Raw genomic sequence first — 373 nt, 5'->3', positions numbered from 1 at the left:
GAAGTAAAGATTACATTGAGGATTGGTACATCTCCATTTTCTTTGAGTTACAATAAGTTTTAATTGATAGCCATCTTGTAGGATAGGATGATTTATTTTTCTAATATATTTTCCTTTTGAATGCATTCTAGAAGAACAGGCAGGGCAATATTCGACTTTGAGAATCTTTTCTAAATAAATTATCTTAGTATTTCCATCAATTAAAATCTTAGAGATAATTATGTCTTTATCTTCAATGTTTAAAAATTTCATGATATCATTATTCATATAGTTCCTTTCATAGTATCTAGACAATATCAATGATAAATGAACTATAAAAAGAAACAACAGCCAGAATTCTAGCTGTTGTTTTTCAATGACAATTATTAGAAGT

General features: G+C 26.5%; 1 pseudogene. It reads right to left on the bottom strand.

The annotated features are described in order from the left end of the window. Positions 1-267, bottom strand: a pseudogene (locus LJD34_RS16245) (ISL3 family transposase); the annotation flags it as partial. Positions 268-373 lie beyond the last annotated feature (106 nt).

This window comes from Faecalibacillus sp. MSK20_93 (assembly GCF_020589945.1).
GTDB classification, from domain to species: domain Bacteria; phylum Bacillota_I; class Bacilli_A; order Erysipelotrichales; family Coprobacillaceae; genus Faecalibacillus; species Faecalibacillus intestinalis.
This window is presented reverse-complemented; position numbering and strand designations above follow the sequence as displayed.